This is a genomic window from Exercitatus varius (genome assembly GCF_029577735.1).
GTDB classification, from domain to species: domain Bacteria; phylum Pseudomonadota; class Gammaproteobacteria; order Enterobacterales; family Pasteurellaceae; genus Exercitatus; species Exercitatus varius.
Window position 1 is genome coordinate 20,077 of sequence record NZ_JARQTO010000003.1, and the last position, 25,270, is coordinate 45,346.

The following is a 25,270-nucleotide window of genomic DNA, read 5'->3' on the forward strand; positions in this document are numbered from 1 at the left end:
ATATAACCTTGGTTATTAATTTTTTAATGGAGTGATTACCGTGAACATTCTCAAGAAAACACTATCATCATTAACGATGATTGGTTTAGGTTTCGCAATGGTAAATTCGGCATCAGCGGAAGATTATCCGAAAACGACACATGAAAAAGCGCAGCAGTTGCAACAACCTTTACCTGAAACGGCCGCCAAACGCGCACCGACTCAAGCGGAATTAACGAAAGCTAATCCCGATTTGAAGATTGATGCCGTTAACGAAAAATTTGCAAAAGATTTCCCTCGTCAATATGAAACCTGGGCAAAAACGGCGGACCAAACGGAATTTCATCGCGAAGTCGAGGATGATCCGCGTATGATCGTGATGTGGGGCGGCTATGCCTTTGCGAAAGAATTTAACTCTCCTCGCGGTCATTTTTATGCTGTGACCGATGTGCGTAATATTTTACGTACCGGTGCGCCTAAAAATGCGAACGACGGTCCTCAGGCGATGGCTTGTTGGACATGTAAAGGTCCTGATGTTCCCCGTTTAATTGCGGAATGGGGAGAAGAAGGCTATTTCAGCGGTAAATGGGCAAAAGCCGGTTCCGAAGTGGTAAACAGTATTGGTTGTGCGGACTGTCATGATACGCAATCCCAAGAATTTAAAGACGGCAAGCCGGCATTACGCGTTGCCCGTCCTCATGTTTTACGTGCGTTGGATACGGTAGGTAAAACCTTTGCAACTTCGGATCGTACCGATCAGCGTGCCGGTGTTTGTGCTAACTGCCACGTTGAATATTACTTCGATAAAAGTACCGGCGTGAATAATGTGGTATTCCCATGGTATAAAGGTCGCGATGTGGACAGTATTGAAAAATACTATGACGAAATCGAATTCAAAGATTGGGAGCATTCCATTTCAAAAGCGCCGATGTTAAAAGCCCAGCACCCTGACTTTGAAGCCTGGTCTATGGGCACGCACGGTAAAAACGGAGTGACTTGTATCGACTGCCACATGGCGAAAAAACAGGATAAAGACGGCAAAGTCTTTACGGATCACCAAGTGGTAGGCAACCCGGTCGTGGATAATTTCCAAAATACCTGCGCGCGTTGCCATGACCAAAGCCAGGAAACGTTAGTGAAAACGGTTGCTCAGCATAAAGCCGATGTTCGCGAAGTTATGATTAAACTTGAAGATCAAATCGTGAAAGCGCACTTTGAGGCAAAAGCCGCCTGGGATGCCGGTGCGACCAAAGAAGAAATGAAAGACGCGTTACAAGCGATTCGTCATGCGCAATGGCGTTGGGATTTTGCAGCCGCCAGCCACGGTATGCACATGCACGCACCGGATGTAGCATTGAAAATTATTGCCGGCGGTTTGGATCGTGCGGCGGATGCGCGTGCTAAATTAGCGGTAATTTTAGCGAAACACGGTGTTCAACAACCTATCAATTATCCTGATATTTCAACCGCTGAGAAAGCCTGGAAAGTCATGGGTATTGATATCGAAAAAGAACGTAAAGACAAAGAAGAGTTCATCAAAACCGTTATTCCGGAATGGAATAAAGAAGCGATTGAAAAAGGTTTAATTTTAACTCCACCGCCGACAACACCGGAAAAATAATGAAAAAACCGACCGCACTTTGACATTAAAAAGCGCTTTGAAGTGCGGTAACTTCAATCAAACGATTAAGGTAACGAAAATGAACTCTGTATTGAAAAAATTTGCAAAGCTCTCGGCCGTATTCGGGGTGATGCTATTTGCGACAACAGTTCAAGCCGAGCAAGCGAAAACTGAAGCAAAACAAGAGTCTCCGGTTGCGTCTTTTGAACAGAAATTAGATAACGTGCGCGATCCTAATCATTATTGCGCGCAATGTCATAATCTTGATGTCGCGAAAGATCAGGCCGTGGGGACGAATCACGCAGGGAAATTCCACGGTGTGCATTTAACCAAAGAAAATCCTGCGACGGGCAAACCGATTACATGTGTAAGCTGTCACGGAAATATCAGTGAAAACCACCGAAAAGGTGTGAAAGACGTCATGCGTTTTGACGGCGATATTTTCAGTGATGAAAAACCGATGTACACAGCCGAAGAGCAGAATCAAGTGTGCTTCTCTTGCCACCGACCAAAAGATTTACGTGAAAAATTCTGGGCGCATGATGTCCACGCCATGAAACTGCCGTGTGCGTCTTGCCATACATTGCATCCTGAAAAAGAAGCAATGAAAGAAATTAAAACGAAAGAACGCGTAAAACTCTGTGTTGATTGTCACGGCGAACAACGTAAACGTAAAGAAGCCGCACAACAAATGACGACCGAACAAAAGGATAAACAATGACAACTTGCTCACGCCGAAACTTTGTTTCCGGAGTGGGAGCATTAATCCTTACGACGGGAACAATAGTTAGTTTAAAGGCACAAGGCGAAAGCGAAAAGCAGGAAAAACCGAAGCGCTATGCAATGGTACATGACGAATCCGTCTGTATCGGCTGCACGGCGTGTATGGAAGCTTGTCGCGAAACCAACCAAGTGCCGGAAGGAGTTTCTCGTTTGGAAATTATCCGTAGCGAGCCTATCGGCGAATTTCCGAATCAGGAATATGAATTTTTCCGCCAGTCTTGTCAGCATTGCACTAACGCACCTTGCGTAGCGGTATGCCCGACAGGCGCCTCTTACATTGATCCGACAACCGGTATTGTTGATGTGAACCGGGATCTTTGCGTAGGTTGTCAATATTGCGTAGCCGTTTGCCCGTATCGCGTCCGTTTTATTCATCCTGTGCATAAAACGGCGGATAAATGTAATTTCTGTCGCGATACCAACCTGGCAAAAGGCAAACAACCGGCTTGTGTGGAAGCTTGCCCGACCAAAGCGTTAACATTCGGTGATATGAACGACAGTAACAGCGCCGTTGCACGTAAAGTTCGCGAAAATCCGGTTTACCGTACCAAAGTACAACTGGGTACCGAACCGAATTTATATCATATTCCATTTGGCAAGGGGGAACATAGATAATGAATGAATATGTACCGTTCCAAACCCCGAACCTCGTTTGGGATAGCTCGATTGCCATTTATCTCTTCTTATTGGGGATTTCATCGGGTGCCGTGCAATTAGCGATTGCTTACCGTCGTAGTAATAAATTGGATAAACCGAATGAAAACTGGATTATCCGTAGCGCGGCGTTTTTAGGCACGATTCCGACTTTAATCGGTTTAACTTTGTTGATTTTCCATTTGGCCCGTCCTTGGACATTCTGGAAATTGATGTTTAACTATCAGTTCAACTCGGTAATGTCGATGGGGGTAATGCTATTTCAAGTTTACATGTTATTCATGGTAATTTGGATTGCCGTTATCTTTAAAGAAGAAATTGACGCACTGATTAAACGTTTCGTGCCGAAACTTCGGTTTGTGACCACAATGATCACAAAAATCGAATGGATTTTCGGCGCATCGGAAGTGATTTTATTCGTCCTGGCCGCCGTACTTGGCGCTTATACGGGGTTCTTACTTTCCGCATTAATCAGTTATCCGATGCTGAATAATCCGGTTTTGCCGGCGTTGTTCCTGGCGTCCGGTACGTCGTCCGGTATCGCCGCCACATTTTTGTGTATTTTACTTGCCGGTAAAATCAAAGGAGACAGCCACGAAGTTCACTTTATCCATAAATTCGAAGTGCCGATCATGGTGACCGAGTTAGGGTTAATCGTGTGTTTCTTTGTGGGCCTATATTTCGGCGGCGGTCAAAAAGTGGTGTCGTTACATAACGCATTAACCGGATTCTGGGGAGCTGTTTTCTGGATCGGGGTAATGTTGATTGGTATTTTGATCCCGCTTGTTGCGAATTTATTTGCCAGCGATAAATTTAAATATAACGCTAAATTCATCATTTTAGTGTCTATTTTCGACCTGATTGGTGTTTTATGCTTACGTTATTTTATTTTATACGCAGGGCAATTAACCATCGCGCAATAAGGTTTTTATTGTAAAATAAGGGCGTTTCATAACGCCCTTTTTTATGAATTCAGATTAACGAAACGATAGACGAAATAAAGATTCATGTTACCCGAACTTGCTTTTTTAGCGCTTGTGATCGCCACGCTCGCTTTTGGTTTATTGGCGATTTGTCCGATGATCGGTAAACCGCAATATGCCTGGAATCTCAGTTATATTTCCGCCACTTTTACCGCGATTTCTATCGGCATTTTGGCATACGGTTTTGTCGTTGACGATTTCTCGGTGGAATATATCGCGGCGCATTCCAATTCTCAATTGCCGACCTTCTTCAAAATCGCAGCGACTTGGGGCGGGCATGAAGGTTCCATGTTATTTTGGTTGTTTGCGTTAAGCGTTTGGGTGGGATTATTCGCCTTTTTCAGTCGCAACATTGATCCGATTATCGCCGCCCGGGCGTTATCGGTTTTGGGATTGCTGTGTTTGGGATTCGGTATTTTTATCATTTTCTTTTCCAATCCGTTTATTCGTCAATTTCCGTTACCGCCGGAAGGTCGGGATCTTAATCCGATGTTGCAGGATGTGGGATTGATTTTCCACCCGCCGCTGTTATACCTCGGTTATGTGGGGTTTGCCGTGAATTTTGCACTTACGATTGCCGCATTAATCGACGGTTATGCTGATGCCGCCATTGCGCGCTGGATGCGTCCGTGGGCGTTAGTGTCTTGGTTTTTCTTGACCGTCGGTATCGTGCTCGGTGCCTGGTGGGCGTATTACGAATTGGGCTGGGGCGGCTGGTGGTTCTGGGATCCGGTGGAAAACGCCTCTTTAATGCCGTGGTTGCTCGGACTGGGCTTATTACACAGTTTGATTGTCACGGAACAGCGGGGCATTTTCAGCTATTGGACCATTTTATTTTCCCTATTTGTTTTTGCTTTCAGCTTACTGGGAACGTTTATCGTACGTTCCGGCGTGCTAACCTCCGTGCATGCGTTTGCCGTGGACGGTGAACGCGGTTCCGCGCTGCTGGCTTTGTTTTTTCTTATGACCGTCGGCTCGCTTACGTTGTTTGCGATGAAAACCGATTTACGTCAAAGTGCGGTCAGATTTTCCGTTGTTTCTAAAGAAACCTTGATGTTATTGGCGAATATTTTATTTGCCGTCGCGATGATCAGTGTGTTTATCGGCACGTTTTATCCGATGTTATTCACTGCCCTGGGATGGGGCTCCATTTCTGTGGGTGCGCCGTATTTCAACAGTATTTTTCTGCCGTTAATCGTGATTTTGCTGATTGCCATGGTGATTGCGCCGGCAACAAAATGGCAAAAAATCGACCGCACTTTTCTGTTTAAACGGCTGGCATGCCTGTTGCCGTCGGCGGTGGCCGCTTACGCTTTGATTCGTTATACCCTGAATCAGGAACCGAGTTTAAAATTTAATTGGACGGCGTTGATTTTACTGAGCCTCGCTATTTGGTTGTTTATCTCTACCGTCTGGGCTAACTGGCGGGCGCTGACGCTGAAGCGCGTAGGCATGATTCTGGCGCATTGCGGTGTGGCGGTGACGGTAATCGGCGCCGTGATGTCCGGTTATTTCGCTGCCGAAATCGGCGTACGCTTAGCGCCGGGACAAAGCCGACAACTGAACGGTTACGAGTTCCGTTATGTGGGATTCAGCAATGAAATCGGGCCTAATTATACCAGTGAAAAAGCCCGTTTCGACGTGGTAAAAAACGATGAAATTCTGACCGCACTTTACCCTGAACGCCGTTATTATGAAGTGCGAACCATGAATATGTCCGAAGTGGGCATTAACTGGGGCTGGCTCGGAGATATTTATATCGTCATGGGCGACAAATTAACCGGCGAAAGCGGCAACCCGGGCGAATTCACTTTTCGTCTGCATTACAAACCTTTCGCGGGATGGTTGTGGTTCGGCGGCGTATTGATGGCAATCGGCGCGTTATGTGCGGCATTAAGCCTGAAACGAAACGGTAAAAAGAAATAAGAAAGGAAATGGTGCCGACTATCAGAATCGAACTGACGACCTACTGATTACGAATCAGTTGCTCTACCGACTGAGCTAAGTCGGCACGAAAGAACGTCGCTTATTATATGAATTTTTGCGGGACGGAGTAACCCTTTTTTCAAAAAAATGTGAATTATGAAGAAAAAAATTATTTTATTTTTACCTTTAGTGTTGATTTTAACCGTTTGTGCGTTGTTATTTGTCGGTTTGCAGCAGGATCCGAAAAAAATTGCCTCGGCGCTGATTGATAAACCGGTGCCGGAATTTTTTCAGGCGGATTTGCAGAATCCCGATCAAATTGTCAGTAATAAAAACCTGCCGAAAACGGCGCATTTAATCAATATTTGGGGAAGCTGGTGCTATTATTGTAAACAGGAACACGGGTTATTGCTGGAACTGGCAAAACAAGGCGTGCAGATTGTGGGCTTGAATTATCGCGATAAACGGCAAAATGCGCTGGAATATTTGCAGCATTGGGGCAATCCTTTTTTGTTTAATATTGATGACAGCCGCGGCAAACTTGCTATGCAGCTTGGTGTGGACGGCGCGCCGGAAACCTATGTGGTGGATAAATACGGCGTTATTCGTTACCGTCAATCGGGTGCGCTTGATCGCAAAATTATTGAAAACGTCCTGCTGCCGGAATTGGAAAAACTGAAATGAGAATTTTATTTTATCTGTTGATTTTGGTCGCAGGCGTCGCCCGCGGCGAAATGGTGGATACTTACCGGTTTAAATCGGTGGAGGATCGCACCCGCGCGGTGGCGTTGGCTAAATCTCTGCGTTGTCCGCAATGCCAGAATCAAAACCTGGTGGAATCCAATTCGCCTATCGCTTACGATTTGCGTCTTGAAGTGTATAAAATGATTGACGAAGGCAAAACCAACGAACAAATTATAGAGGTCATGACATCGCGTTTCGGCAATTTTGTGCTGTATAAACCGCCGTTTCAACGGAAAACCGTATTATTATGGGGATTGCCGGTTCTGTTATTGTTAGCGGCATTGGGCGCGTTATGGCGTTATTCCCGTCAACGGGAAAAAACATCGCCGAAATCTACCGCACTTTCGCCGGAACAAAAGCGGGCGCTGACGGATTTATTAGAGAAAAAACAATGATATTACCTTTAGGCATCTTTATTTTCGCCCTGCTGGCCATGTTGGTTTTTGTGCCTTTCACGGCGAAAATCGACTGGCAGAAAAATTATCGCCGGCAGAAAAATATTGAGTTGTATCAGGCGCAAATGGACGCTCATCCTTCCGCCGAATTAGCGGATGAATTGAGTCAGCGTTTACTCACCGACGAACAGGCGTTGCAGCAAAGCGCACCGTCGAAAGTAAAAAGTGCGGTCAAAAATACCTCTGTTTTTTCCGCATTTTTATGGCTGATATTAATCGTCGTACCGCTTATCTATTATTTTTCCCTTAACCGCTTTGATTACGTGAAACAAGGCGAACAGGCGTTCGCCGATAAACAAAAACAACTTCAAACCGCCACGGCAACGGAAAGAAATACGGATTATGTGACTTCCGTACAAAATAAATTGCGCAAGGATCCGAATGACGCGGACGCCTGGATGGAATTAGGCCAGGCTTACGCGTTGAACAACGAATTCGAACATGCTTTGGTCGCTTATGGCAACGCAGAACGCCTGCGCGGCAGCAAGCCTGAAATTTTGGGCTTGGCGGCGACCGCGCTTTATTATCGGGCCGGACAAAAAATCACGCCGAAAGTGCGGCAATTAATCGATGCCGCGTTACAACAGGATAAGCATGAAACCGCCAGCTTGTCTTTATTGGCGTCGGAGGCTTTTTTGAAAACCGATTACGAACAGGCGATCCGTTATTGGCAGCAACTGCTGGACAGCGGACGACAGGAAGTGGATCGCCGTAAAATTATCGAAACCATAAAAATGGCGGAACAGTTACAGAAAGCGAAAAAATAATGAAGTATTTCAACACGATAATTATTGGAGCCGGCGCGTCCGGCTTATTTTGTGCCGCGCAAATCGGTAAACGGGGCAAAACCGTTGCGGTGCTGGATAACGGCAAGAAAATCGGACGTAAGATCCTGATGTCCGGCGGCGGATTTTGTAATTTCACCAATCTGGATGTCACTCCGCAGCATTACCTTTCTCATAATCCGCACTTTGTTAAATCGGCGTTGGCGCGTTTCAGCCAATGGGATTTTATCGCCATGGCGGCGGAAGCGGGCATTGCTTATCACGAAAAGGAAGACGGGCAATTGTTTTGCGATAACGGCGCGGAAGACATTGTCGCGATGCTGGCGCGCCAATGCGAGCAAAGCGGCGTGCGGATTGTCTTGCGTCAGCAGATTGAGTCCGTGGAACGCGCGGAAAGCGAATCGGAAACGGGCGAATATGCGGGTTTTATGATTCGCGCCAACGGGCAACAGTGGCGCTGTGACAATTTAGTGATCGCCAGCGGCGGGTTATCGATGCCGGGGCTTGGTGCGTCGCCTTTTGGCTATCGGATTGCGGAACAATTCGGTATGAAGGTGTTACCGCCGCGCGCCGGCCTGGTGCCTTTTACTTATCGAGAAATCGATAAATTTTTGACCGCACTTTCCGGTATTTCGTTGCCGGTGACGATTACCGCTCAAAACGGCAAGCGTTTTAACAATCGGCTGTTGTTTACGCATCGCGGAATTTCGGGGCCTGCGGTTTTGCAAATTTCCAATTATTGGCAACCGCACGAATCGCTGACCATTGATTTGTTGCCGTCAGCCAACATTGGTGAGCTGCTGCGGCAAGCCAAAACCGATTCACCGAAAATTCGATTGAAAACCCTGCTAAATCGAGTGTTGCCGAAAAAACTGGTGGATGTTTGGTTGGCGCAAGGGCTGATAGAAGACGAAACTGTGGCAAATTTAACCAAAGTGCGGTCGGAAAAACTGACGGATTTGGTTCATCATTGGTGTTTTCAACCGAACGGCACGGAAGGTTATCGCACGGCGGAAGTAACGCTGGGCGGCGTGGATACCCGTGAAATTTCTTCTAAGACGATGGAAAGTCTAAAGGTGAAAGGTCTGTATTTCATCGGCGAAGTGCTGGATGTCGCCGGCTGGCTCGGTGGTTACAATTTTCAGTGGGCGTGGAGCTCGGCTTATGCCTGCGCGCAAGGCATTAATATGAATTAAATTCATGTTTATTATCAATAAAAAGACGCTATTCAGTCTGATTTTAACTTGTTCTTACCCAGGCTTTTCCTTATAGTGAATGTCATTGAAAATGACAGGCAATATTAAGGAATTTAATGATGACAAACAAAGTTTTACCCTTGCACGCGGATACCGTCGGTTCTTACTTGCGTTCGGCACCGTTGAAAGCGGCGCGCGCCCAATTCGCCGAAGGCAACATTTCTCGGGCGGAATTGACCGCCGTTGAGGATGCGGAAATTGAAAAATTGGTTCAGGCGCAGTTGGCGGCCGGCATTCAGGTGATTACCGACGGCGAATATCGCCGCTCCTGGTGGCATATTGATTTTTTGGAAAATTTAAACGGCATAGAAGGCTATGTGCCGGAGGAAGCTTATAATTTCCGCGGTGTCAGCGTACGTAAGTACAATATTCGTTGTTCCGGCAAAATTTCCTGGAATGACGATCATCCTTTTTTAGACCATTTCAAATCACTGCAGAAAATTGTGAACGGTCGAGGCATCGTCAAATTCACTATTCCAAGCCCGAATCAGTTGATGTATGACTATCAACTGAATACTGCGGTTTATCCGAATAGAGCGGCAATGATGAAAGATGTTCAAAAAGCTTATCAGGATGCGATTAAAGCTTTTTATGCGGCGGGTTGCCGTTATTTGCAGATTGATGATGTGTATTGGGGAACCTTGTGTAATAACAAGGACTTACCTTCATTTCCGGTGGATAAAGCGCAGGCGCTGGAAAATGTTCAGGCGATTTTATCGGTGAAACCGGCGGATATGACCGTCACTACTCATGTTTGCCGCGGTAATTATAAATCTTCCTATCGTTTAACCGGCGCTTACGATCCTATTGCCGACGCCTTGTTTGCGCAAACCGATTATGACGGTTATTTCCTGGAATACGACGATGAACGTTCCGGCGGATTTGAGCCTTTGAAATATTTTGCCGCCAATAAAGGGCGAGTGGTGCTCGGATTGGTGACATCCAAATTTCCGGAGCCGGAAGACAAGGAATTTATCAAATCGCGCATTCGCGAAGCGGCGCAATATGTCCCGCTGGAACGGCTTTGTTTAAGCCCGCAATGCGGTTTCGCCTCTACCGAAGAAGGTAATATTTTGACGGAAGAGCAACAATGGGCGAAAGTTCGTTTGGTGGAAGAAATTGCCCGTGAAATTTGGGGCGAAGATTAAATTCCGGCGTAAGAAAAAAGGGCTGAATCAGCCCTTTTTGTTCGCCGTATCGCAGGATTTGCGACGTAGAATTAAAAAACGTAAGTCATAGGCGTTATTTTCGTCCGCGGGGCGCCATTCTTCATGTTCGATTTCCCATTCCGCCCAATTCAATTCGGGAAAAAAAGTATCGCCTTCAATGTCCGCCTGAATTTGCGTCAGATAGAGCTTATCCGCTTTCGACAAATATTGTTCGAATAATTCCCCGCCGCCAATTAGCATAATTTCATCAAAATCTTTCAAAAAATCGACCGCACTTTCCAGGCTGTTTTTCCAAATTACGCCTTCGTGCGCAAAAGGGCGGCGCGACAACACGATGTTAGTCCGTTTAGGCAACGGACGTCCGATGCTTTCAAAGGTTTTGCGTCCCATAATCACCGGTTTGCCGGTGGTATTCTGACGAAACCAAGCGAGATCCGCGGGTAAATGCCACGGCATTTGATTGTCTTTTCCAATGACGCGATTGTTGGCGGCGGCAACGATAAGGCTGAATAACATAGCTTTCCTTTAAATTAAACGACCGGTCTTTGGCGATAGAATAACAGACGAGGCAGCGCAAGTCCAAAGACTAATGCGCCGAGCAGGAAGCCGGTTTTCACAAAGTTGTCCATCATTTGCTGAAACAATTCCGGCGAAGTGCCGTAAGAACCGATTTGCACAATGGCAATCATCGCTTTGTAGGCGTAAATGCCCGGAATCATAGGAATGATGGCGGCGACGGTGAAAACTTTCGGATGCGCCAAATAATGTTGCGAAATCTGCACGCCGATGAAACCGATTAAGCCGGCCGCCAGAAAGGTCGCCAGCACCAGCTGAACGTCAAAATGCAGCAATAATGTCCGGAAGCTGTGACCGAGAGCGCCTAAAAAAGCGCAATAAATTAAGGCTTTGGGCGGCACGTTGAAAATCAGCGCGAAACCGACGGCGGGAACGGCGGCAAAAATCATGTCGTCCAATAACTGTAAAATCAGTTCCATATTAATTTCCCCATTGCGAAATATTAAGCACGTTTAAAGCAAATACAATTCCCATGCAGGCGCCGAATGTGAGCACCGTTGCCAGCGACCAGCGCGCCAATCCCATGTTAATATGCCCTTTCAGAATGTCGGCGATAGAATTCACCAGCGGGAATCCGGGCACTAACAATAATACGCTTGACGCCAGCGCGATTTGGGGATTGTTGCCAAGGTCAAATTTGAGCGCTAGCCCTGAAATCAGTGAAGCCACAAAGGCGGTGACGGCAAATACGATTAACGGATTAAAATGTCGTTTGGCAAATTCCTGGCGGACGAACATGGCTAAGGCGGAAGCCGCGAAGGTAATGGCAAAAATCGTCCAATCGCCGCCCGCTAAGTGAGCGAAACAGGCGCAGGACAGCCCGATCATAAACACCACTAGCCATCGATTGTAACGTAACGGTTTGATTTGGTTGAGTTTTTCTTTCACCATATTGATGTTATAGATTCTATGCTCGGCGGTAATAATGATGCGTTGCACTTCCGTAATCACCTGCATATTCAAACCTTTATCCAGCACGCGTCTGGTTGTGGTGAGACAATGTCCGTTCAGCAAGGTGGTGATAATGACGGCGTCGGGAGTTAACGCGCATTCTACGCTGTCCACGCCCAACGCCAGTCCCAGTCGCATAGTCATTTGTACCACTTGCGCACTTTCCAGACCGTGTTGCAACTGCAATGCGGCAACTTGAACGCAAAGCCGCGTAATATCCCGTTGTTTCGGCGAAATATCCGTCATTGTTTTTCTCCGTGAAAAGTTTTATCCAGCGCAATTATATGCCTATCTTCGGGCGGATGAAAACGGATCTTACATAAAGATAAAAGGCGGTAAAGTGCGGTCGGATTTTTCGTAATTTTTTCGTGATTTTGGGATAGTTTAGTGCTACTTTAATGGCTCTTTTCTTTCCGGGATCAATTTTTATGGCGCAGAATTGCAAAACTATTGTCGTTAAATTCGGCACGAGCACTTTAACTCAGGGCTCACCGAAATTGAATCGTCCGCACATGATTTCTATCGTGCAGCAAATTACCCGCTTACATCAGGCGGGCTTTCGTATTGTTATCGTCACTTCCGGTGCGGTTGCGGCGGGACGGGATTATCTGAATCATCCACAATTGCCGCCGACGATCGCCTCGAAACAGCTGCTTGCCGCCGTCGGACAAAGTCAGTTGATTCAAACCTGGGAACAGCTCTTCGCCATTTACGATATTCATATCGGGCAGATTTTGCTGACGCGCGCGGATATTGAAGATCGCGAACGTTTTCTGAATGCGCGCGATACTTTGCGGGCGCTGCTGGATAACGGCATTATTCCTGTGATTAATGAAAACGATGCGGTGGCGACGGCAGAAATTAAGGTGGGCGATAACGATAATTTATCGGCACTGGCGGCGATTTTAGTGCAGGCTGATCAGATTTATCTGCTGACCGACCAGCAAGGCTTGTTTGACAGCGATCCGCGCAAAAATCCGGCGGCGAAATTAATTCCCGTGGTGAATGAGATTACCGATCATATCCGTTCCATTGCAGGCGGCAGCGGTACGCAACTCGGTACCGGCGGCATGTCCACTAAAATCGGTGCGGCGGATATTGCAACCCGCTCCGGCATAGAAACCGTCATCGCCCCCGGCAACCGCCCCGATGTAATTACGGATTTGGCCTACGGCAAACCTATCGGCACGAAGTTCACCGTTGCGCCGGAACATTTGGAAAGCCGCAAACAATGGCTGTTTGCTGCGCCGTCGGCGGGACGGCTGATCATTGACGACGGCGCGGAAAACGCCGTGTTGGTTCAGCATAAATCCTTGTTGCCTGCGGGAATCGTGCGCGTGGAAGGTCATTTTTCCCGCGGCGAAGTAGTGAAAATCCGTACTCTCGGTGGCAAAGATATTGCACTTGGTATGCCGCGTTATAACAGCGATGCGCTGACTTTGATTAAAGGTAAAAAATCCCATGAAATCGAACGGATTTTGGGCTATGAATACGGCGCCGTAGCGGTACATCGCGATGATATGATTGTGATAAAATAGATTTTATATTTTTTCCAATAAGAGCAGGGTTGTTTCACCTGCTTTTTTATTTTTCCTCTGTTTTGTTATATTTTTTTTAATAAAATAGCCTGGTGTTTAATTTTATTCCATTTCTTTGTTGACAGTTCGGGCCGATTTACGTTATTAACATATTATTTTAAAAGGAGATAACGGATGCTTGAAATTATACCGACCTCTGAATCGGCGGTTGTTTGTCGTTTGCCGCCGCCGGCCAGTCTTGAAAATCAGCAGCGTTTTTGGGCTTTTGCGGCGCACTTGCGCGAATATTCCCGGATTCGGGAAGTGGTGGTCGGGATGAATAATGTGACGGTATTTGTGCATTATCCTGTTGATTTTGTACGGTTGGCGGCGGATTTGAAAAAAACATGGCAAAAAACGACCGCACTTGACTACCAAAGCCGTCTTGTGGAAATTCCGGTGCGTTACGGCGGACAATGGGGCGAAGATTTGACGGAAGTGGCGGCGTTTCATCATACGACGCCGGAAAACATTGTCGCTTTGCATACTCAACCGGTTTATACCGTATTTATGATTGGTTTTCAGGCCGGGTTTCCTTATCTCGGCGGCTTGCCCGAATCGTTACATACGCCGCGTCGCGCCGAGCCCCGAACGCTCGTTCCCGCAGGTTCGGTGGGAATTGGCGGCAGTCAGACCGGCATTTATCCTTTTGCTTCGCCGGGCGGATGGCGGCTTATCGGCCATACTTCGGTTCCGTTATTCGATAAAAATCAACTGCCGCCGACATTGCTTAAAACCGGCGATCGAGTGCGTTTTATCGCGGAGAAGATTGATTTATGATGAAAATTTTGGATATTCAGGCGCTTGCTTCCGTTCAGGATTTGGGACGTTCCGGTTGGCGGGAACTGGGTATCGGGCAAGCCGGTGCGATGGATCCTTTGGCATTGAAAGCGGGTAATTTGCTTGTTCGTAATGAAGAGAATGCCGCGGCGGTTGAAGTGATTCTCGGAGGAATGACGGTACAATTCGATTATGATACGCCGTTTTGCATCACCGGCGCCTTTTACGAAGCGTATTTAGACGGTGAACCGATTTATTCTTATTGGCGTTATACCGCCAAAGCCGGGCAGATTTTGACATTGGTGCGGGCTAAAATCGGGATGTACGGTTATTTATGTATATGCGGCGGTTTTCAGGTGCCTCATGAATTGGGATCCGCCAGCACGGATAATCGTACGGGCCTTGGCGGAATCGAAGGACGCTATTTACGCCAGGGCGATGCCGTGCCGACTCTGACGCGGCATAATACGTTGTCGACAATCGGAGTCGCTCCCATCGCGTGGCGCAATACGATTTATGCCGTTCCGTCGTCCGAGTATGATGCGTTTACCGCGGAATCTCAACGTTTGTGGTGGCAACGAACCTGGATATTACAGGGTTCCAGCGATCGTATGGGATATCGGTTTAAAGGCGAAAGTTTGCAACTGAAGGCGCCGCTTGAAATGTTGTCGCATGCGATTCAGTTCGGTACGGTGCAGGTTCCGCCGAACGGTCAGCCTATTATTTTAATGGCGGACGCGCAAACGACGGGCGGTTATCCTAAAATTGCCACGGTTGTTTCCGCCGATCTTGGGCGGCTGGCGCAAGTCCGTTTCGGCGGCGAAATTAAATTTTATCTTGCGGATATGCAAACCGTGGAAAAATTGCATAAGGAAAATGATATTTACCTCAATCATATACGGAGAATCGCCTATGAAGCAGATTGATTTAAACGCCGATTTGGCCGAAGGTTTCCCATTTGACGAAGCTTTATTGAAATTGATTACCTCCGCCAATATTGCGTGCGGATTGCATGCCGGCGGCGCGATAGAAATGCGTAACGCCGTCAAGTGGGCGAAAGAAAATAACGTTCGCATCGGTGCTCATCCGGGATTTCCCGATCGGGAAAATTTCGGGCGCAAAAATATGCCGCTAAAGGACGCCGATTTAACGGCTTATCTGCATTATCAACTGGGAGCGTTGCAGGCAATTTGTGATGCGCAGCAAGCGGAATTGATTTATGTTAAACCGCATGGCGCTTTATATAATGAAGCTTCGAACGATCCGCACCTGGCGCAAGTGATTATTCATGCCGTCAGGGAGTTTAATCCGGCGCTAAAATTGATGGGCTTGTCGGGCAGTTTAATGCTGCGTCTTGCGGAGGAGGCGGGATTGGCAACAATTTCCGAGGTATTTGCGGATCGTCATTATCAGTCGAACGGTATGCTGGTACCGCGTACTCAACCCAATGCGATGGTAGGCAGCGATGAGGAAGCCATCATGCAAGTTTGTCAAATGCTGGACGGCACGGTTACCGCCGTAGACGGTTCGACCGTCAGCGTAAAGGCGGAAAGCGTTTGTCTGCACGGTGATAACGTTCACGCGCTGCAATTCGCCCGACAGATTCGTGATGCATTACAACAACAAAAAATCCGCGTCACGGCTTAAAGTATAAAAAAACATACACAACAATACAGGAAGACAACTATGAAAACGGAAAAATCAACTTCTAACATCCGGCATCGTAGAAACGCCGTTTTAGGTGCGGCGTTTTTGATGGCCACATCCGCTATCGGACCGGGTTTTTTAACGCAAACGGCGGTATTCACACAAAATCTGGCGGCGAGTTTCGGTTTTGTGATTTTACTGTCGATTTTGCTCGATATCGGGGCGCAATTAAACATCTGGCGCATTATCGCCGTTTCGGAACGTAAGGCGCAGGATATTGCCAACCTGGTTTTCCCCGGAGCGGGATATTTTTTAGCCGTTTTGATTGTAATGGGCGGATTGGCCTTCAATATCGGTAACGTGGGCGGCGCCGGTTTAGGGCTAAATATACTTACGGGCGTATCGCCCGAAACGGGAGCGGTGATAAGCGCGGTTATCGCGATCGGTATTTTTATCGTGAAAGAAGCGGGCAGCGTGATGGATCGTTTTGCTCAGATGATGGGATTTATCATGATTGCGCTGACCACTTACGTCGCGTTCCGGTCTCATCCGCCCGTCGGCGAGGCGGTGATTCGGACTTTTGTCCCGGAAGCATTGGATCCTATCGCCATTGTAACGTTGGTGGGCGGTACGGTCGGCGGCTATATTACCTTTGCCGGTGCACACCGCTTATTGGACGCCGGCATTAAAGGACCGTCGGCCTTGCCGGATGTCAGCCGCAGTTCCGTTTCGGCTATTCTTATTGCCTCCGTCATGCGTATCGTTCTGTTTCTTGCTGTATTAGGCGTGGTCAGTCAGGGCGTGATGCTGGATCCCAAAAATCCGGCGGTAACGCCGTTTCAGCATGTGGCGGGCAGTTTCGGCGCGATTATTTTTGGCGTGGTGATTTGGGCGGCGTCCATTACGTCCGTGGTCGGAGCGGCATATACGTCCGTTTCCTTCATTTCCGGCTTCAATAAACAGATTGAAGCGAACCGCAATAAATGGATTATCGGATTTATCATCGTTTCTACCGCCGTGCTTGTGACGGTAGGACGCCCGGCGCAAGTACTGGTGTTTGTGGGCGCATTGAACGGGCTGATTTTACCGATAGCGTTGGCGTTGATTCTACTTGCCGCCTATCGCAGCCAGATCGTCGGCAATTACCGACACCCGAAGATACTGGCTGTTATCGGATGGACGGTAGCCGTTTTAATGGCCGTTCTCAGCGCACAAACTTTAGTAAAATATATTTCGACATTAGCGGGATAAATACGAAAAGTGCGGGCAAAAATTCTTTCGTTTTTTTGCCCGCACTTTTGTTTAATTTATTGAAATTAAAGAATATCCAATAATTCCACTTCAAACACCAATACGCTGAACGGCGGAATGGAAGCGCCTGCGCCGCGTTCGCCGTAGGCGAGATTATGCGGAATGGTTAAGCGCCATTTTGAACCCACCGGCATTAATTGCAATGCTTCGGTCCAGCCTGCAATGACGCCGCTCACCGGGAATTCCGCCGGCGTGCCGCGGACCACGGAACTGTCGAATGTGGTGCCGTCGGTTAAGGTGCCGGTGTAATGTACGCGAACGCTATCCTGACGGCTTGGTTTAGCGCCGTTGCCTTCTGTCAGAATTTCGTATTGCAAACCGCTTTCGGTCACGTTTACGCCGGCTTTTTTCGCATTTTCCACTAAAAACGCACGGCCTTCTTCTTCAACTTTTTTGAATTGCGCCTGAGCCGCTTCCTGTGCCGCTTGTTGTAATTGTTGTAACGCCGCCGTTACTTCGTTTAAATCCAGCGCCGGCGGGTTTTGATTCAATACGTCGTAAATTCCTTTTGCTACGGCTTCGGCGGATACGCCCAAACCGCTGTCTGCAAGCTGCTGACCGATTTGTAAACCCACACCGTAACCGCCTTTTTCGGCGACGCTTTCCAATTTTACCGAGTCAAAAATTGACATTGTTTTTCCTTCTTACTTTTTAAAAGCCAATACTTCGCCGACTCGCGTTACGCTGTCGACATCTAAATTTTCCGCTAATTTCACGCGATCTTGCTGGAATAAATTGATGACGGTCGAGCCCAACTGAAATGCTCCCATTTCCTGGCCTTTCGTCAATTTTATCGCTTGTTCGCCGTCATAATCCCAACTTTTCACATGGGTTAAACGCGGCGGATTAATTATTCCCGCCCAAACGGTGCTGATGCTGGCGGTAATGGTGGCACCCACCAGAATTTGTACCATTTTTCCGAATTCGGTATCAAATACGCAAATGACGCGCTCGTTACGGGCGAGTAAGTTCGGGATGTGCTCGTTTAAAAACGGATTCACCGAAAATAAATCGCCCGGCACATAAATCATTTTGCGTAATGTGGCGTCGCACGGCATATGAACGCGGTGATAATCGCGCGGTGATAAATAAGTGGTGGCAAACTCGCCGTTTTTAAAGGTTTCCGTTAATTCTTCATCGCCGGCTAATAAATCGCGCAGGCTGAAACTATGTCCTTTGGCCTGCAACATGGTTTCGTCAAAAATATGTCCGCACTGACTGATTTTGCCGTCGGCCGGCTGACAAAGTGCGGTCGGATTTTCGTCGATTTTGCGGGCGTCGTCTTTTAATTTGCGGATAAAAAATTCGTTGAAGGAAGCATAATCGCTGAAGTTTTCTTTTGCCGCTTCATCCATGTTGATATCGTATTTTTTAGCGAACATTTTAATCGCGAAGTGGGTGACGCTTCCCCATTTTTGTTTGGCAAACCAACCGGCAAATTGGGTGAGATATTTTTGCGGCATCACATATTGGAAGGCAATTTTCAGACGTTTCCAATAACTTAAATCTAAAGTTTTTTCTAATAAATTCATAATCTTCCTCTTTTAAGCGAAAAATAATGCGGGGATTATAACAATATCTGAAGGGAATGTCGCCTGTTGTTGCGGCCGGGATTTGAGGTAATCGATTGCCGGTCTTTTCCCACAAGAAAAGTGCGGTCAAATTTTTTTAAGTTTTTCTTGACGGGTAATATTATTATAAATAATAATTATTCGCGTTTTTATCAAAAACAATTTAACCAAGGAAAAAACATGAAAAAAACACATTTTGCATTGCTGCCCGTGGCGGCGTTTGTGGCGATGTCCGTGCAGGCCGCCGCACCCGAACAATTGGATACTATCGATGTGGTGAGCGATAATTATTCGCCGCAGAAAGAAAATGTTGCCGCCAAGGGTGTGGTAAAAGTGCGTCAGGCGGAGAAAATGTCCGACGTTTTGCGCGGCGTGCCGGGCGTGAATGTGAACGGTGCGCGTTCTATCGTTGAACGTTATAACGTTCGTGGTGTGAGCGAAGAATATTTGAATATTACGGTAGACGGCGCTCGTCAGGAAGGTTATTCCTTCCATCATTCAGGGAATTACGGGATTGATCCTGAAATTTTGAAACGGGTGGATATTGATGTCGGTTCCAATTCCGTGGCGACGGGTGCGGGTTCGTTAGGCGGTTCAATAAAATTTGAAACGGTGGACGCGGAAGATATGTTGGAAGAAGGTCGGAATTTCGGCGGTAAGGTGAAATATTCTTATGGTTCCAACGGCGATTCCAACCAGGGCATGGGGATGTTATACGGGCGTGCCGGAAATTGGGATTTATTGGGCTATTTTAATTATCGTCATCAGGAAAACGGGAAAGACGGTAACGGTCTGAAAAATCAAAATAAAGGGAAAGTTCAGGATTATTTGTTTAAAGCGAAGTACAACTTTGGCGAAAATCATTGGGTGAAAGCGACGGCGGAACATTATACCAATACGGCGGTGAATTGCTTCCGCGCCAATATGGCGATGTGTTTGGGAGATGTCCCGCAACCGGGTGATGCGGGATATATTCAGGCAAGTCACGGTAAAGCGGAATCCGTTATTGAACGTTCTACTTATACTTTGAGCTATGCCTATAATCCAAGTGATAACAACTGGGTGAACATTAAAGCCAATACTTATTATACGGAAACCGAAAATTCTTCTATGAACCGTAAACAAAGTAAAGTGAAAACCGTCGGCGGAACTTTATCCAACCGTTCTGATTTTACATTGGGTATTACCAACCATAGCGTGCTTGTAGGCGGCGAATATTATAAAACCACCGCATTACGTTATGGCGGCGTGGAAACTAATCGTCGTACCGGTCGCATAACGGGTTATCGTCCCGATTATAAACAACATTCCGATTCTACTTCGATTTACGTTGAAGATGCTATCGCTGTCGGTGATTTCGTGATTACACCGGGCTTGCGTTTTGATCATTACAAAGCGGATTTAATCGATCTGGATAAAACGTATCACCGTTTTTCAAAAGCCTTGGGTTTAAAATATCTGGCCACGGACGATTTAATGTTCTTTGCCAATTATACGGAATTGTTTAAAGGACCGGGTTTCGGCGAATTGACACTGGTCGCGCCGGGACGTTATACCGGCAGCCTGGAACCGACGCGCGGCGATAACAAAGAGGTCGGTTTCAATTATAAACATGACGGTATTTTCACTGATGTTGACGGTTTCTCCATCACGGCAAAATATTTCCGTACCGATTACGACAACATTAATCAATCCATCGCTAATCCGGCGGGCGGCGGAAGTATTTATGCCAGCCTGGGCGATGTAAAATTGCGCGGCGTCGAAACTCAGGCCCGTTATTGGATTGATAATTTCAGCGCCCGGGTAAGTTACGCCCGTGCCCGCAGCGAACGAAAAGAGAACGGTTATTCCGCCTTCCCGGATTCCGGCGATCGTTATACTTTCGCGGTTGATTACCGTATTCCGAATATCGGCGTTGAAATGGGCTGGAATACCATGCTTGTTCGCGGTTTAGCTTATGCCACTTCCGCTTCATCGATTACGACGAAAGAAGAATACGCCGTCAGCAACGCTTATGTAAGCTGGGCGCCGACTCAAGTGAAGGGTTTGGAATTAACCTTCGGTATTGATAATATTTTCGATCGCGCTTATAAAGATCACAGTACCCAATACTATGATTCCGTTGACTTAGACCCGGGTCGCAACTACAAACTCAGTGTTTCCTATAAATTCTAGTTTGGCTCGAAAGACGGACGATTAAGTCCGTCTTTTTTGTTTGCGGCGTTTGAAAGCATTAATCGCCCCGTTGAACCCGCCGACAAAGCCGACGTAAAAAAACATTGCGTTTTTTTACCGCACTTTTTACATTATTTCGCGAAATTAGCCGAAAGCGCGGGCAATGTGACGAAATTTAAACTTTACTTTTATAGGCTAAGTGAAGTAGAATTACGACCCTTATTGAGTAAGTTGCTCAGTAATTTTGCAAAATTAACTAACTTATTATCAAAATTTTACTAGAGGTGATGGCATATGCCAGTAATTAAAGTACGTGAAAACGAATCATTTGACGTTGCATTACGTCGTTTTAAACGCTCTTGCGAAAAGGCCGGTATTTTAGCGGAAGTTCGCGCTCGTGAATTCTACGAAAAACCGACGACAATTCGTAAACGTGAAAACGCAACTCGTGCAAAACGTCACGCGAAACGCGTCGCTCGCGAAAATGCACGTAATACACGTTTATACTAATTCGTCACGTTAACGAATTAAAACTCGAGTTCAACAAACCGTGATGCCAGTGGGATCGCGGTTTTGTTGCTTTAAACGCAGGAGAATTTACCATGGCAGGACATATTCCACGGGATTTCATCAATGATATTGTCGCTCAAGCGGATATTGTCGATGTAGTGGGTTCTCGCGTTAAACTTAAAAAAGCCGGTACCAATAATTATCAGGCATGCTGTCCTTTTCATCATGAAAAAACGCCTTCTTTTACCGTCAGTAAAAACAAACAGTTTTATCATTGTTTTGGTTGCGGCGCTCACGGCAACGCACTGAATTTTTTAATGGAATACGACAAACTGGAGTTTGTGGAAGCGGTGGAAGAATTGGCGGCGATGTTAGGGCTGGATGTTCCGCGGGAGCAATATGGCGATCGTAAAAATCAAAAAACGCCGATCGGTTTTCAGGCAAAGCGCGATTTATACGAGCTGATGCAAGATATTGCCACGCTTTATCAAAAACAGCTTACCACGGCGATTCCCGCTCAGGCTTACCTGCAGCAACGCGGTTTATCCGAAGAAATAATCCGTAAATTTGGTATCGGTTATGTGCCGGACAGTTTTGATTTCGTGTTGCGGCATTTCGGACGAACCAAAGAAGAACAGGAACGTCTGTTTACTTTGGGTATGGTGAAACGTAATGAACGCGGCGGGCTTTATGATGCGTTTCGTCATCGCATTATGTTCCCGATTCGGGATCGCCGCGGGCGGGTTATTGCTTTCGGCGGCCGCGTAATGGGAGACGGCACGCCGAAATACCTGAATTCGCCGGAAACCGTGACGTATCACAAAGGGCGCGAACTTTACGGATTATTTGAAGCGTTACAGGCGAATGAATCGCCGGAAATGTTGCTGGTGGTCGAAGGTTATATGGACGTGGTGGCGCTTGCTCAATTCGGTGTGAATTATGCGGTGGCGTCACTGGGCACGGCAACGACGCCCGAACAAATCCAGTTGGTTTTCAGAGCGACGGAACAGGTTGTTTGCTGTTATGACGGCGATCGCGCCGGACGTGCCGCCGCCTGGCGCGCGTTGGAAAATGCTTTGCCTTATTTGGAAGACGGTCGTCAGTTAAAGTTCGTTTTCCTGCCGGAGAAAGAAGATCCCGACAGTTATATTCGTCAGTTCGGCAAAGAAGGCTTTGAATCCTATATTCAAACGGCGCAAACCTTGCATGATTTTCTGTTCGACCATTTACTGCAACAAGTGGATCTTTCCACTAAAGAGGGAAAAAGCAAGTTAGCCGCGTTGGCGGTGCCGCTGATTAATCGCGTAGCGGGCGATATGTTGCGGGTATATTTGCAGAATACGCTGGCGTTAAAGCTCGGTATTATTGAACCGGCCCAAATTGAAAAATTATTTGCCAAAGGCGGACAGCCGGGGAAAAATGCGGTCAAAACGGCGCCGGAAATGAAACGCACGCCGATGCGCGTCCTGGTTGCATTATTGCTGCAAAATCCCGAACTGGCGCAACTGCCTTATACGCTGGAAGCGTTTAAGGAATTGAAAACGGACGTAAACGGCCTGGATTTGTTAGAAAATCTGACCGCACTTTGTCGTGAAAATGTGGGCATTACCATGGGACAGATTCTGGAATATTTCCGCGGTACAAATTATGCCAAGTCCCTTGAAATTCTGTCGGTGTGGGATCATTTAATCGAAGACGACAATATTACCGTCACGTTTATCGATACGCTCGCATTTTTCGCCAATCAATTGCAATCTCAGCGCATAGAGGATTTGATCGCGAAAGATCGTAAACAAGGCCTGGATTTGGATGAAAAACAAGAGCTTGCACAATTATTGAGCCGGGAACGAGCGTAAAACAATTCTAGGTAAACTGTCATAACAATGTTAAAATTTATTTCTTTATCAGAATGACAAATTAATCAAAGGCGGATCACTATGGAGCATAATCCACAATCTCAATTGAAATTGTTAATCGCCCAAGGGAAAGAGCAGGGGTATTTGACTTTTGCGGAAGTGAACGATCATCTCCCTGAAGATTTGGTGGATACCGATCAAATCGAAGACATTATTCAAATGATTAATGATATGGGTATTCAAGTGTTGGAAACCGCACCTGATGCCGATGATCTTTTGTTAAACGAAAATATTACCGAAACCGACGAAGATGCGGTGGAAGAAGCCACGCAAGTGCTTTCCAGCGTGGAATCCGAACTGGGCCGCACGACCGATCCGGTGCGCATGTATATGCGCGAAATGGGCAGTGTGGAACTGCTTGACCGGGAAGGCGAAATCGGCATCGCCAAACGCATTGAAGACGGTATTAACGAGGTACAAAGCGCCATTGCGGAATATCCGGAAGGCATCACTTATTTACTTCACCAATATGCGCAAGTGGAAGAAGGCGGCGTTCGCCTGGCGGATTTGATTACCGGTTTTGTGGATCCGACGGTGGAAGAGGAAAGTGCGGTCGAATTTAGCGAAGATTTATCGGATGACGAAGATGCGGATATCGAAGTGGATGCGGATCTGGACGATGAAAGCGAAGACGAAGAAAGCAACGGCGATAACAACGGTTCCAATGATGACAATGACAATTCTATCGATCCGGAAGTCGCCCGTGAAAAATTCCATGCGTTAAAAGATCAACACGATAAAACCATTGCGGCGATTGCCAAACACGGTCGCGCCAGTGTGAAAGCGCGCGAACAAATGAAAGCGTTGTCCGATATTTTCACTCAATTCCGTTTGGTGCCGCGCCAATTTGATGTGTTGGTCATTCCGATGCGCGACATGATGAAACGCATCCGCATCGAAGAACGCCAAATTCAGCGTTGGGCGGTGGATTATGCCAAAATGCCGAAAGAAGAATTTGTGAAAATTTTCTCCGCGAGCAAAGGCACCAACGACGCCTGGTTAACCAAATTACTGGGCGGCAAGAAACCTTATGCGGAAAAACTGGCGAAATATGCGGAGGATATTCGCGCTTCAATAGCCAAATTACAGAATTTGGAACAGGAAACTCACTTAACTATCGAGCAAATCCGGGATATCGGCGATCGTATTTCTCAAGGCGAATTAAAAGCCCGTCGCGCCAAAAAAGAAATGGTGGAAGCGAATTTACGTTTGGTGATCTCCATTGCGAAAAAATATACCAACCGCGGTTTACAGTTTTTGGATTTAATTCAGGAAGGTAACATCGGTTTGATGAAAGCGGTGGATAAATTCGAATATCGCCGCGGTTATAAGTTTTCGACTTATGCCACATGGTGGATTCGTCAGGCGATTACCCGCTCGATTGCGGACCAAGCGCGCACCATCCGTATTCCTGTACACATGATCGAAACCATTAACAAGTTAAACCGGATTTCCCGTCAGTGCCTGCAGGAAATGGGACGGGAAGCCACTCCGGAAGAATTGGCGGAACGCATGGGCATGCCGGAAGATAAAATCCGTAAAGTGCTGAAAATCGCTAAAGAACCGATTTCCATGGAAACGCCGATTGGTGACGACGATGATTCCCATTTAGGCGATTTCATTGAAGACAGCACTCTTGAACTGCCGTTAGACAGCGCAACGGCGCAAAGTCTGAAAGTGGCGACGCACGAAGTGCTGGAAGGTTTAACCCCGCGTGAGGCGAAAGTGTTGCGCATGCGTTTCGGGATTGATATGAATACGGATCACACGTTGGAAGAAGTGGGTAAACAGTTCGATGTGACGCGCGAACGTATTCGTCAAATCGAAGCAAAAGCATTGCGCAAATTGCGTCATCCGAGCCGCTCGGAAACATTACGCAGTTTCCTGGACGAATAGCGGTT

At 47.0% G+C, this 25,270-nt stretch carries 24 protein-coding genes and 1 tRNA gene; 19 read left to right on the forward strand and 6 right to left on the reverse strand.

Annotated features, from left to right (window positions below; genetic code table 11):
• Window positions 1-76 precede the first annotated feature (76 nt).
• The 5 genes from nrfA (at window position 77) to nrfE (ending at window position 5,946) form a co-directional block, all read left to right on the forward strand.
• Window positions 77-1,600 (forward strand): ammonia-forming nitrite reductase cytochrome c552 subunit, encoded by a 1,524-nt coding sequence (gene nrfA, locus P7M01_RS04230; protein WP_317483269.1) that lies wholly within the window; start codon window positions 77-79, stop codon window positions 1,598-1,600.
• Between the two features lie 79 nt (window positions 1,601-1,679).
• Window positions 1,680-2,321 (forward strand): cytochrome c nitrite reductase pentaheme subunit, encoded by a 642-nt coding sequence (nrfB, locus tag P7M01_RS04235; protein WP_202936072.1) that lies wholly within the window; start codon window positions 1,680-1,682, stop codon window positions 2,319-2,321.
• On the forward strand, window positions 2,318-2,998 hold the full coding sequence (gene nrfC / locus P7M01_RS04240; protein ID WP_317480766.1) for a cytochrome c nitrite reductase Fe-S protein: 681 nt from the start codon (window positions 2,318-2,320) through the stop codon (window positions 2,996-2,998). Before nrfB ends, nrfC begins: the two co-directional genes overlap by 4 nt.
• Window positions 2,998-3,960, forward strand: a complete 963-nt coding sequence (nrfD, locus tag P7M01_RS04245; protein WP_394853329.1) for a cytochrome c nitrite reductase subunit NrfD — start codon at window positions 2,998-3,000, stop codon at window positions 3,958-3,960. The genes nrfC and nrfD overlap by 1 nt, the downstream gene beginning before the upstream one ends.
• Before the next feature lie 84 nt (window positions 3,961-4,044).
• Window positions 4,045-5,946: a heme lyase NrfEFG subunit NrfE gene (nrfE, locus tag P7M01_RS04250; protein ID WP_317480767.1), complete on the forward strand. Its 1,902-nt coding sequence runs from the start codon at window positions 4,045-4,047 to the stop codon at window positions 5,944-5,946.
• Between the two features lie 9 nt (window positions 5,947-5,955).
• Here the strand turns inward: nrfE and P7M01_RS04255 are convergent.
• Window positions 5,956-6,031 (reverse strand) — tRNA-Thr (locus tag P7M01_RS04255).
• A gap of 71 nt (window positions 6,032-6,102) precedes the next feature.
• On the opposite strand from P7M01_RS04255, the gene P7M01_RS04260 reads away from it, so the two are divergent.
• The 5 genes from P7M01_RS04260 (at window position 6,103) to P7M01_RS04280 (ending at window position 10,334) form a co-directional block, all read left to right on the forward strand.
• Window positions 6,103-6,630, forward strand: a complete 528-nt coding sequence (locus P7M01_RS04260; protein ID WP_317480768.1) for a DsbE family thiol:disulfide interchange protein — start codon at window positions 6,103-6,105, stop codon at window positions 6,628-6,630.
• Window positions 6,627-7,085: a heme lyase NrfEFG subunit NrfF gene (gene nrfF, locus P7M01_RS04265; protein ID WP_317480769.1), complete on the forward strand. Its 459-nt coding sequence runs from the start codon at window positions 6,627-6,629 to the stop codon at window positions 7,083-7,085. Before P7M01_RS04260 ends, nrfF begins: the two co-directional genes overlap by 4 nt.
• Window positions 7,082-7,912 carry a c-type cytochrome biogenesis protein gene (locus P7M01_RS04270; RefSeq protein WP_317483268.1) on the forward strand — a complete coding sequence of 277 codons (831 nt, stop codon included), beginning with the start codon at window positions 7,082-7,084 and terminating at the stop codon, window positions 7,910-7,912. Before nrfF ends, P7M01_RS04270 begins: the two co-directional genes overlap by 4 nt.
• On the forward strand, window positions 7,909-9,126 hold the full coding sequence (locus P7M01_RS04275; protein ID WP_394853429.1) for a BaiN/RdsA family NAD(P)/FAD-dependent oxidoreductase: 1,218 nt from the start codon (window positions 7,909-7,911) through the stop codon (window positions 9,124-9,126). Before P7M01_RS04270 ends, P7M01_RS04275 begins: the two co-directional genes overlap by 4 nt.
• Window positions 9,127-9,245: 119 nt before the next feature.
• Window positions 9,246-10,334, forward strand: a complete 1,089-nt coding sequence (locus tag P7M01_RS04280) for a 5-methyltetrahydropteroyltriglutamate--homocysteine S-methyltransferase (RefSeq protein ID WP_317483266.1) — start codon at window positions 9,246-9,248, stop codon at window positions 10,332-10,334.
• A 27-nt stretch (window positions 10,335-10,361) separates the two neighbouring features.
• Here the strand turns inward: P7M01_RS04280 and folA are convergent, their stop codons facing one another.
• Genes folA through P7M01_RS04295 form a run of 3 tightly spaced genes read right to left on the reverse strand, consistent with a single transcriptional unit; the run spans window position 10,362 to window position 12,128 of the window.
• The gene (folA, locus tag P7M01_RS04285; protein ID WP_317479695.1) at window positions 10,362-10,871 is read right to left on the reverse strand and encodes a type 3 dihydrofolate reductase; all 510 of its coding nucleotides are present in this window, start codon (window positions 10,869-10,871) and stop codon (window positions 10,362-10,364) included.
• A gap of 14 nt (window positions 10,872-10,885) precedes the next feature.
• On the reverse strand, window positions 10,886-11,350 hold the full coding sequence (locus P7M01_RS04290; protein ID WP_317475945.1) for a threonine/serine exporter family protein: 465 nt from the start codon (window positions 11,348-11,350) through the stop codon (window positions 10,886-10,888).
• A gap of 1 nt (window position 11,351) precedes the next feature.
• On the reverse strand, window positions 11,352-12,128 hold the full coding sequence (locus P7M01_RS04295) for a threonine/serine exporter family protein (RefSeq protein ID WP_317483265.1): 777 nt from the start codon (window positions 12,126-12,128) through the stop codon (window positions 11,352-11,354).
• Window positions 12,129-12,310: 182 nt separating this feature from the next.
• Here P7M01_RS04295 and proB point away from each other — a divergent pair, with 182 nt between their 5' ends.
• The 5 genes from proB (at window position 12,311) to P7M01_RS04320 (ending at window position 17,137) form a co-directional block, all read left to right on the forward strand.
• On the forward strand, window positions 12,311-13,420 hold the full coding sequence (proB, locus tag P7M01_RS04300) for a glutamate 5-kinase (RefSeq protein WP_317483264.1): 1,110 nt from the start codon (window positions 12,311-12,313) through the stop codon (window positions 13,418-13,420).
• Window positions 13,421-13,594: 174 nt separating this feature from the next.
• Window positions 13,595-14,239 carry a 5-oxoprolinase subunit PxpB gene (gene pxpB, locus P7M01_RS04305; RefSeq protein WP_317475942.1) on the forward strand — a complete coding sequence of 215 codons (645 nt, stop codon included), beginning with the start codon at window positions 13,595-13,597 and terminating at the stop codon, window positions 14,237-14,239.
• Window positions 14,236-15,165 (forward strand): 5-oxoprolinase subunit C family protein, encoded by a 930-nt coding sequence (locus tag P7M01_RS04310; RefSeq protein WP_202936060.1) that lies wholly within the window; start codon window positions 14,236-14,238, stop codon window positions 15,163-15,165. Before pxpB ends, P7M01_RS04310 begins: the two co-directional genes overlap by 4 nt.
• Window positions 15,152-15,886 (forward strand): 5-oxoprolinase subunit PxpA, encoded by a 735-nt coding sequence (gene pxpA, locus P7M01_RS04315; protein WP_202936059.1) that lies wholly within the window; start codon window positions 15,152-15,154, stop codon window positions 15,884-15,886. The genes P7M01_RS04310 and pxpA overlap by 14 nt, the downstream gene beginning before the upstream one ends.
• A 39-nt stretch (window positions 15,887-15,925) precedes the next feature.
• Window positions 15,926-17,137: an NRAMP family divalent metal transporter gene (locus P7M01_RS04320; protein WP_317479699.1), complete on the forward strand. Its 1,212-nt coding sequence runs from the start codon at window positions 15,926-15,928 to the stop codon at window positions 17,135-17,137.
• 65 nt (window positions 17,138-17,202) lie between these two features.
• On the opposite strand, the gene P7M01_RS04325 is transcribed toward P7M01_RS04320, so the two are convergent.
• Both P7M01_RS04325 and asd read right to left on the reverse strand, forming a co-directional pair.
• On the reverse strand, window positions 17,203-17,829 hold the full coding sequence (locus tag P7M01_RS04325; protein WP_202936057.1) for an FKBP-type peptidyl-prolyl cis-trans isomerase: 627 nt from the start codon (window positions 17,827-17,829) through the stop codon (window positions 17,203-17,205).
• A 12-nt stretch (window positions 17,830-17,841) separates the two neighbouring features.
• Window positions 17,842-18,729, reverse strand: a complete 888-nt coding sequence (asd, locus tag P7M01_RS04330; protein WP_202936056.1) for an archaetidylserine decarboxylase — start codon at window positions 18,727-18,729, stop codon at window positions 17,842-17,844.
• Between the two features lie 219 nt (window positions 18,730-18,948).
• On the opposite strand from asd, the gene P7M01_RS04335 reads away from it, so the two are divergent.
• The 4 genes from P7M01_RS04335 (at window position 18,949) to rpoD (ending at window position 25,265) form a co-directional block, all read left to right on the forward strand.
• Entirely contained in the window at window positions 18,949-20,943 is a 1,995-nt protein-coding gene (locus P7M01_RS04335; protein ID WP_317483263.1) for a TonB-dependent receptor domain-containing protein, read from the forward strand.
• 294 nt (window positions 20,944-21,237) lie between these two features.
• Window positions 21,238-21,453 carry a 30S ribosomal protein S21 gene (gene rpsU, locus P7M01_RS04340; RefSeq protein ID WP_005701713.1) on the forward strand — a complete coding sequence of 72 codons (216 nt, stop codon included), beginning with the start codon at window positions 21,238-21,240 and terminating at the stop codon, window positions 21,451-21,453.
• 92 nt (window positions 21,454-21,545) lie between these two features.
• Window positions 21,546-23,309: a DNA primase gene (gene dnaG, locus P7M01_RS04345; protein ID WP_317475936.1), complete on the forward strand. Its 1,764-nt coding sequence runs from the start codon at window positions 21,546-21,548 to the stop codon at window positions 23,307-23,309.
• Window positions 23,310-23,390: 81 nt separating this feature from the next.
• Window positions 23,391-25,265 carry an RNA polymerase sigma factor RpoD gene (rpoD, locus tag P7M01_RS04350; protein ID WP_317483262.1) on the forward strand — a complete coding sequence of 625 codons (1,875 nt, stop codon included), beginning with the start codon at window positions 23,391-23,393 and terminating at the stop codon, window positions 25,263-25,265.
• The last annotated feature ends 5 nt before the right edge of the window (window positions 25,266-25,270 follow it).

Excerpts from the sequence above, each read along its gene's own strand:
- nrfA (WP_317483269.1), top strand. The coding sequence starts at position 77 with ATGATTGGTTTAGGTTTCGCAATGGTAAATTCGGCATCAGCGGAAGAT.
- nrfB (WP_202936072.1), top strand. The coding sequence starts at position 1,680 with ATGAACTCTGTATTGAAAAAATTTGCAAAGCTCTCGGCCGTATTCGGG.
- nrfC (WP_317480766.1), top strand. The coding sequence starts at position 2,318 with ATGACAACTTGCTCACGCCGAAACTTTGTTTCCGGAGTGGGAGCATTA.
- nrfD (WP_394853329.1), top strand. The coding sequence starts at position 2,998 with ATGAATGAATATGTACCGTTCCAAACCCCGAACCTCGTTTGGGATAGC.
- nrfE (WP_317480767.1), top strand. The coding sequence starts at position 4,045 with ATGTTACCCGAACTTGCTTTTTTAGCGCTTGTGATCGCCACGCTCGCT.
- P7M01_RS04260 (WP_317480768.1), top strand. The coding sequence starts at position 6,103 with ATGAAGAAAAAAATTATTTTATTTTTACCTTTAGTGTTGATTTTAACC.
- nrfF (WP_317480769.1), top strand. The coding sequence starts at position 6,627 with ATGAGAATTTTATTTTATCTGTTGATTTTGGTCGCAGGCGTCGCCCGC.
- P7M01_RS04270 (WP_317483268.1), top strand. The coding sequence starts at position 7,082 with ATGATATTACCTTTAGGCATCTTTATTTTCGCCCTGCTGGCCATGTTG.
- P7M01_RS04280 (WP_317483266.1), top strand. The coding sequence starts at position 9,246 with ATGACAAACAAAGTTTTACCCTTGCACGCGGATACCGTCGGTTCTTAC.
- folA (WP_317479695.1), bottom strand. The coding sequence starts at position 10,871 with ATGTTATTCAGCCTTATCGTTGCCGCCGCCAACAATCGCGTCATTGGA.
- P7M01_RS04290 (WP_317475945.1), bottom strand. The coding sequence starts at position 11,350 with ATGGAACTGATTTTACAGTTATTGGACGACATGATTTTTGCCGCCGTT.
- P7M01_RS04295 (WP_317483265.1), bottom strand. The coding sequence starts at position 12,128 with ATGACGGATATTTCGCCGAAACAACGGGATATTACGCGGCTTTGCGTT.
- proB (WP_317483264.1), top strand. The coding sequence starts at position 12,311 with ATGGCGCAGAATTGCAAAACTATTGTCGTTAAATTCGGCACGAGCACT.
- pxpB (WP_317475942.1), top strand. The coding sequence starts at position 13,595 with ATGCTTGAAATTATACCGACCTCTGAATCGGCGGTTGTTTGTCGTTTG.
- P7M01_RS04310 (WP_202936060.1), top strand. The coding sequence starts at position 14,236 with ATGATGAAAATTTTGGATATTCAGGCGCTTGCTTCCGTTCAGGATTTG.
- pxpA (WP_202936059.1), top strand. The coding sequence starts at position 15,152 with ATGAAGCAGATTGATTTAAACGCCGATTTGGCCGAAGGTTTCCCATTT.
- P7M01_RS04320 (WP_317479699.1), top strand. The coding sequence starts at position 15,926 with ATGAAAACGGAAAAATCAACTTCTAACATCCGGCATCGTAGAAACGCC.
- P7M01_RS04325 (WP_202936057.1), bottom strand. The coding sequence starts at position 17,829 with ATGTCAATTTTTGACTCGGTAAAATTGGAAAGCGTCGCCGAAAAAGGC.
- asd (WP_202936056.1), bottom strand. The coding sequence starts at position 18,729 with ATGAATTTATTAGAAAAAACTTTAGATTTAAGTTATTGGAAACGTCTG.
- P7M01_RS04335 (WP_317483263.1), top strand. The coding sequence starts at position 18,949 with ATGAAAAAAACACATTTTGCATTGCTGCCCGTGGCGGCGTTTGTGGCG.
- rpsU (WP_005701713.1), top strand. The coding sequence starts at position 21,238 with ATGCCAGTAATTAAAGTACGTGAAAACGAATCATTTGACGTTGCATTA.
- dnaG (WP_317475936.1), top strand. The coding sequence starts at position 21,546 with ATGGCAGGACATATTCCACGGGATTTCATCAATGATATTGTCGCTCAA.
- rpoD (WP_317483262.1), top strand. The coding sequence starts at position 23,391 with ATGGAGCATAATCCACAATCTCAATTGAAATTGTTAATCGCCCAAGGG.